A 5,578-nucleotide genomic window follows, 5' to 3' on the forward strand; every position below is an offset into this window, starting at 1 on the left:
GTTCACGCGGTATTTTTGCTCGCGAGATACGACCATTGGGTTCTCTGAGACATCCATTAATACGAGGACGTCCACGTTTTGCACGTTTTTTTCTTTTTGTCATATTTTTTTCAATCAGAATGGTATGCTATCATTATTAATGAGTGCACTATGATCAGCAGCCCCTGAAGCGATAGCATAATTTTGAGAAGTAATAGGTGAAGGGGTAGGGGATGCCGATTGATCTTTTTTGGCATCAAGCAAATACAACTCGCCTTTGAATTGTGGTAAGACAATCTCTGTTGTATAACGGTCATGCCCATTTTTATCTTGCCATTTGCGTGTCTGTAATTTTCCTTCTATGTAAACCTTTGAACCTTTGTTGAGATATTGAAGTGCAATTTTTGCCAAATGTGGATTAAAAATCACAACTGAATGCCATTCTGTTTTCTCTACTTTTTGATTGGTTTTTTTATCTGTATAGCTCTCAGAAGTCGCTATACTAAAATTAACTATTTCTGCTCCAGAATTCATTGTTTTGCTTTCGGGATTAGCACCAAGGCGCCCGATTAACGTCACTTTATTTAGCATATTTGTAGCCCCATTAGATTAGCAATTTATACATGAAAAATCTTAGCATAATTTGCATATTTATACAATTATTTCAAAAGGATAATATTAATTATTAACCATATAACATTATGTTTACGGTGTATAAAATAAGGGGATCAAGGTATTCTATTCTGCAAGCACCGTTTTTTTCTACTTTCTCCATGAGTTCCTTGCACTTTGTCAGATCTTGTTGTGAAAGAGACTTAAACATTCTAACAAACGTGTTAGAAATTTCATGGTTAAGTGGGTCAGAAGAGTTCATTGTAAAATTCTTACGACAAATATTTGCTTCTCTTCTCAAGATAGAAGCCGTTTCTTCATCTAAAGCATATTTCTCAATGATCTTTTCTTCCATGTCAGCAGGTATAGGCTTTTTGCCAATTTCTACAGAAGATAAAAACGCTATAGATACGCCTAATTTATCAGCCATATCTAATAGACGTTCTGTCCGATCAATACGAATTTTACGTAAGGTTTTGCCAAATGGTGTAAGCATGTGATTAAAACTCCTATTCATGCAATCAAGCTGCTTTGAGAAATGATATTGTGTTTTTTTCAAAAATTTCTTTGACTTTTCCATAAAGTATAGCCTTGCCGCCTGGATATCTTAATGGTGAGCAGATATGAGTCATCGTTACGTGCCTTTTTAGGTGTTTTTTGATGTTTTGTTGATTTCATCAATCGATGTTAAGAAGATACAATACCGATTAACCAAAAAAGTCTTATAAATCGGAAATTTTACTATGGCTTTTTAACTGAGCACTGTAGTGTGTAAATAGATATGTTTATTAAACTGCGTGTATGTAACATAAGAAACAATACACAAACTAAAAAGGAATACCAAAGAGCAATATTTGAGTACCAAAGTACAATATCCAATGAAAAAGAAAGCTTATGCTCCACGTACTTAGAAATAATAGGTAAAGAGACCGTTTCTTTATAACTACTTGGGAAAATTAAAACGACAAGCGCTAAACTTATTAGTTTTAAGAGTCTGTGCAAATACTGTTGTAAATCACGTGTTAGTTTCACCCAACCCGTTGTATCATCATCTTTATATTTTGGATTGTTCTGCAACTCAAAAGGAATATGAGAATTGCATAAAATTACAAAAATATTTGTTACTATTATCAAACAAAAAGATGCAAATATCAAAATACTTTGAATAAAGTAGGGATTTTTTTTAATTCCTAAAAAACATAAAAATATAAAAGTTATAATGCCAAACAAGGCTCTTAGCTGTTTATCTGTAAACATATTTATTTCCTGCGGTTTTCGATAATTTTTTGATCTCTTTATTGAACTCGTCTATAAGAGGTTCGTAATTCAGAATGCTTTTCGGAATAGCACCACCGTAAACCCATGCTTTCACCTGCGCTTTGGTACTAAAATCTGCATTTTCTGGTGTGGTATAATACTGTCCGCCATCAAACTTTTCACACTCTCTTGTGCCGTCTTCATATTCGTAGAGGTTGTAAAAATACTCCTCTGCTCCGTCTCCCCAAGGAACATAACCAACAGCTGTTGCAACAAACTCTTTTTGCATAGGCTGTTTACGTTTTTTAAAGAATCTTCGTTTTAATATTTCCATGTTTTAATTCCTATTTTTACCAATAGGTTAATTTACCTTAAATTTGACCGTACAGAGCGTTTTGTATTACAGATGTGTTTTTCATCATAAAATCTTTAAATCGCTTTGTATGATGCCTTTTTGTCGATTTAAACACATACCTAATTGTAAAATGATCAGCACTTTTCACTAGTTTGCTGTGGACCAAAGCGTTTCATTATCCCACCAATGCCATTTAAAGTCTCTTCAAGCTCTTGCTTGTGAACAAGCGTTAGTGGTCTAAAATGCTCTTTCGCTGTTTTTTCTTTGAGTGTTTTCTCACGTGTGTTTTCAATTGCTCTACGTACAGTTTCGGCTTTTGAAAGAAGGGTATTTTCTAGTGTCTGGCAATAAGTTAAAAGCTCTCCACAAGTTGGCATAAATGTTTTTGATATCCCAATTGCTTGACCAGTTACGATATCTTCGACGCCTTTTTTCAGAGCATATGCTGAAATCCGTTCCAGCATCATGCTATAGGATAGAACAACGGCTTTGGAATCTGTGTTCGCAGGGACTCTCATGCTTGAGAGTAGGAAAGAAGCTTGCTCAATTTGCTTAACTGAAGCTTTCACAGAGAGCAACGCTTGTAGAAGATTGCAAGCATCTAAGGTTTGCTCTTCCTCCTGTTTCGTCAATGTATTCCCAGCTTTCAGCGTCAATGGATACCCCGGACTGATCATTTCCATAATCTTCTCCAGATGAGAGTTGATCTCTGAGTTGGTTGAAGCCTTCTGCAAGCTGTTCTGTGAAAGTTTTCTGAGTGAATTTTCCATGATAACCACCTAACCGTTTTTCCTGTTCTAATCTTGCTTTTTTCTTTGCTAGCGTTCCGATAGGGCTTGTAACCCAATTGTACCAAGTCCTTTGCCAATCTCGTTTGTTTGCATTTTTACCTGGGTTTGCTATCCAGTAATTTGTGAACCGTTCGGTTTCTAACAGCGCCTCATCATGCGTTAATCCTTGATCGATTGCGTATTGCAAATTAGGTTTGAAATCCTCTGGCAATCGACAACCGCGATTAGCTTGCGCTCGTTTTGCTTTTTTGGGAACGTTCTCTTGCTCGTGAATGGGAGGTTGGTTGTCTGATGAGGTTGCGATTTGCTCTGATGTGGTCTCAACAGCAGCAACCTCTGTTGGCTCATGAACCCGTTCGTTTGTTTCTAAACTTTCAGAACCAATTTCTTTTTTTGCTAAAACGTTAGTTTTAGTTTTTTTATTATATATGTTATTGTCTATGTTAATGTGTTTCATCATGATGTCATCATGACCTCGTGATGACGTCATGATGACATCATGATGGTTTTTTGATGAGTTATCTTTATGCTTATTTTTCTTAGTATTTGCAGCTTTTATAGCTTTTTCTGAAAGTTTATTTAAATTCTCATTGCAATTTTTTAATTCTTCTTCAACATCGAGATTCCATAAACGACCATCTTCTAAACGAATGATGTATCCCTCTTCTAGCAAAACATTCAATGCTGTCTCAAATTTCTTTACTGAATAACCAGTGTAATGAGATAAAACTTTAATATTACAAAAAAGAGGTTCACCAGTACGAAGCATGCGAAATCGCAATCTCATATAGATATTACCTTCTACAGGAGGTAAATAATCGACGACCACCGCCCATTTATCGGCAAACAGTCTCGTCCATGGTATTTTACCGGACATGTATATCCCCTTCTTTCATTAAATATAAAATTGCCAAAGCATCTGCTTCGTTGTCATCACAAGGCGCGTGACCTTTTGCACGCATTGCCTTAATCATTTCTTCTTTTGACGCATTCCCTTTGCCTGTCATTGCTTTCTTAATGGTACCAACGGGAATGCCTTCATACGGTATCTGATGATGTTCACACCACGCCGTTAATGTTGCTAGAAAGCCCCCATAAACATGAGAAGCGTCTGTACCCACATGCCGGCGGACCTCTTCAAAATACACTGCATCAATTTCATCAACAGACCTCTTTAGTTCAGTAAGCCATTTCTTAAAGCGCAAGTAACGCATGCCACCGCCTTCAAAACGGCGTGATTGAAAATGTTCTGTATCACTTGTGATAAAACCATCTGCATCACGAAGCGCCCAGCCTGTCTTAGTCCCTAGATCAAGACAGAGAATGGTTTGTGCATTAGTGATCATAATCCCCCCTTAAGGCTCTACGTATTTATGCGTGCGCATGGTGACGCGTAATCTATTTATTTGATCTCTTTATTTAATGCCTGTTTAAGAATGTGAATGGTGCTGTTGATGTTCATTACTATCTGTAGGAGCAGCAATAAAAGCAGAACTAGAGCTAGAACTATCCTTCAACTTTTGCAGCTTTAAATAACTATTTAAAGATAGTCCTTTGCCTTGTTCCCAACGACAAACAGAGGCTTGCTTAACGCCTAAAATGTCTGCTAATTCTTTTTGTGTTAGCGATAAACACTTTCGGATAGATTTAATCTTGAATTTTTCCTCTGTGTCCATTTGAGTTAAGCCCTTTATTTTAACCATATACGCAATTGTATAGAGTTAATTAAAAAAAACAATAGATTTTTTTAATTTTAAAATCATAAGTAACTAATTATGACAAAAAATATCATTGCGACATTGCAAGTATTGCAATCTGAGTTTGGTCTTAATCAAAAAGATCTTGCCGATAGATTAAATGTAACCCAAGCGACCGTGTCAAGATGGTTAGGAAGTGAATCAGATCCCAGAGGTTCACACAGAGACTCAATTCTAGAACTTTATAAAAGCTTAAAAGGTTATAATCAAATTACTACAGTTGTTCCTGTCATGGGATATGTAGGAGCAGGATTAGAGATTGATACCGATGTTGAGCAAATCCCAGAAGATGGGCTTGAAACAATCGAAATACCATTTGATTTGCCTTTTGAAACAATAGGATTCATGGTTCGTGGAGATTCCATGTATCCCGTATATAAAGATGGTGATTTAATCGTAGTTAAACATCTGCAAACAAAGCCAATGAGCGATTATTACGGTGATGAAGTTGTCGTTCTAACAGAAGATAATAGGCGTTTCATCAAACAAATTACTCGCTCTTCAGAGGGCATTGTACTCAAATCATGGAATGCGCTACCTATTAAAAATGCAAAGATAAAATGGGTTGGAGAAATAGTTGCAATATTACCGCGCAAATCCTATCGTCTACTTATGAAGTAATCCCAATAAAGTTTTTGATTCTATTGCTTGTGAAGATGGCATTTAAGTGAAAATGCAAAAAAAAATGAAATATATGCGATTTTTTGCTTGCTTATATTTATACATTTACGTATAAGTAATTATACAAACCACGCACAAACAATCGCCAAGAGGCGTTAGGGAGGAAAAATTATGGATAAGCCAATTCTTATAAATTCTGATGAAAT

Annotated in this window: 9 protein-coding genes; 1 reads left to right on the top strand and 8 read right to left on the bottom strand. The window is 36.0% G+C overall.

The genetic code is table 11. The features are described from left to right. Positions 1-114: 114 nt before the first annotated feature. From ssb to ACFIJW_RS03400, 8 genes are all read right to left on the bottom strand, one after another. Complete coding sequence (ssb, locus tag ACFIJW_RS03365) at positions 115-570, bottom strand: single-stranded DNA-binding protein (RefSeq protein ID WP_375624117.1); 456 nt, start codon at positions 568-570, stop codon at positions 115-117. 94 nt (positions 571-664) lie between these two features. Continuing rightward, positions 665-1,087 (bottom strand): helix-turn-helix domain-containing protein, encoded by a 423-nt coding sequence (locus ACFIJW_RS03370; RefSeq protein ID WP_375633287.1) that lies wholly within the window; start codon positions 1,085-1,087, stop codon positions 665-667. A 245-nt stretch (positions 1,088-1,332) separates the two neighbouring features. Next, positions 1,333-1,848, bottom strand: coding sequence for a hypothetical protein (locus tag ACFIJW_RS03375; protein ID WP_375633281.1), 516 nt, complete (start codon positions 1,846-1,848; stop codon positions 1,333-1,335). Then, positions 1,835-2,182: a hypothetical protein gene (locus ACFIJW_RS03380; RefSeq protein ID WP_375633282.1), complete on the bottom strand. Its 348-nt coding sequence runs from the start codon at positions 2,180-2,182 to the stop codon at positions 1,835-1,837. The genes ACFIJW_RS03375 and ACFIJW_RS03380 overlap by 14 nt, the downstream gene beginning before the upstream one ends. Before the next feature lie 155 nt (positions 2,183-2,337). Continuing rightward, entirely contained in the window at positions 2,338-2,772 is a 435-nt protein-coding gene (locus ACFIJW_RS03385; protein ID WP_375633283.1) for a hypothetical protein, read from the bottom strand. Further along, entirely contained in the window at positions 2,756-3,871 is a 1,116-nt protein-coding gene (locus tag ACFIJW_RS03390) for a hypothetical protein (protein ID WP_375633284.1), read from the bottom strand. Before ACFIJW_RS03390 ends, ACFIJW_RS03385 begins: the two co-directional genes overlap by 17 nt. After that, positions 3,861-4,340 carry a crossover junction endodeoxyribonuclease RuvC gene (locus ACFIJW_RS03395; RefSeq protein WP_375633285.1) on the bottom strand — a complete coding sequence of 160 codons (480 nt, stop codon included), beginning with the start codon at positions 4,338-4,340 and terminating at the stop codon, positions 3,861-3,863. Before ACFIJW_RS03395 ends, ACFIJW_RS03390 begins: the two co-directional genes overlap by 11 nt. Positions 4,341-4,424: 84 nt before the next feature. Then, on the bottom strand, positions 4,425-4,670 hold the full coding sequence (locus ACFIJW_RS03400; RefSeq protein ID WP_375633286.1) for a helix-turn-helix transcriptional regulator: 246 nt from the start codon (positions 4,668-4,670) through the stop codon (positions 4,425-4,427). A gap of 99 nt (positions 4,671-4,769) precedes the next feature. Here ACFIJW_RS03400 and ACFIJW_RS03405 point away from each other — a divergent pair, with 99 nt between their 5' ends. Beyond that, the gene (locus ACFIJW_RS03405) at positions 4,770-5,372 is read left to right on the top strand and encodes a S24 family peptidase (protein ID WP_375627583.1); all 603 of its coding nucleotides are present in this window, start codon (positions 4,770-4,772) and stop codon (positions 5,370-5,372) included. Positions 5,373-5,578 lie beyond the last annotated feature (206 nt).

Source organism: Bartonella sp. MM97QHHN, assembly GCF_042194285.1.
In the GTDB taxonomy this organism is placed as follows: Bacteria; Pseudomonadota; Alphaproteobacteria; order Rhizobiales; family Rhizobiaceae; genus Bartonella.

Excerpts from the sequence above, each read along its gene's own strand:
- ACFIJW_RS03405 (WP_375627583.1), top strand. The coding sequence starts at position 4,770 with ATGACAAAAAATATCATTGCGACATTGCAAGTATTGCAATCTGAGTTT.
- ssb (WP_375624117.1), bottom strand. The coding sequence starts at position 570 with ATGCTAAATAAAGTGACGTTAATCGGGCGCCTTGGTGCTAATCCCGAA.
- ACFIJW_RS03370 (WP_375633287.1), bottom strand. The coding sequence starts at position 1,087 with ATGCTTACACCATTTGGCAAAACCTTACGTAAAATTCGTATTGATCGG.
- ACFIJW_RS03390 (WP_375633284.1), bottom strand. The coding sequence starts at position 3,871 with ATGTCCGGTAAAATACCATGGACGAGACTGTTTGCCGATAAATGGGCG.
- ACFIJW_RS03395 (WP_375633285.1), bottom strand. The coding sequence starts at position 4,340 with ATGATCACTAATGCACAAACCATTCTCTGTCTTGATCTAGGGACTAAG.
- ACFIJW_RS03400 (WP_375633286.1), bottom strand. The coding sequence starts at position 4,670 with ATGGACACAGAGGAAAAATTCAAGATTAAATCTATCCGAAAGTGTTTA.
- ACFIJW_RS03375 (WP_375633281.1), bottom strand. The coding sequence starts at position 1,848 with ATGTTTACAGATAAACAGCTAAGAGCCTTGTTTGGCATTATAACTTTT.
- ACFIJW_RS03380 (WP_375633282.1), bottom strand. The coding sequence starts at position 2,182 with ATGGAAATATTAAAACGAAGATTCTTTAAAAAACGTAAACAGCCTATG.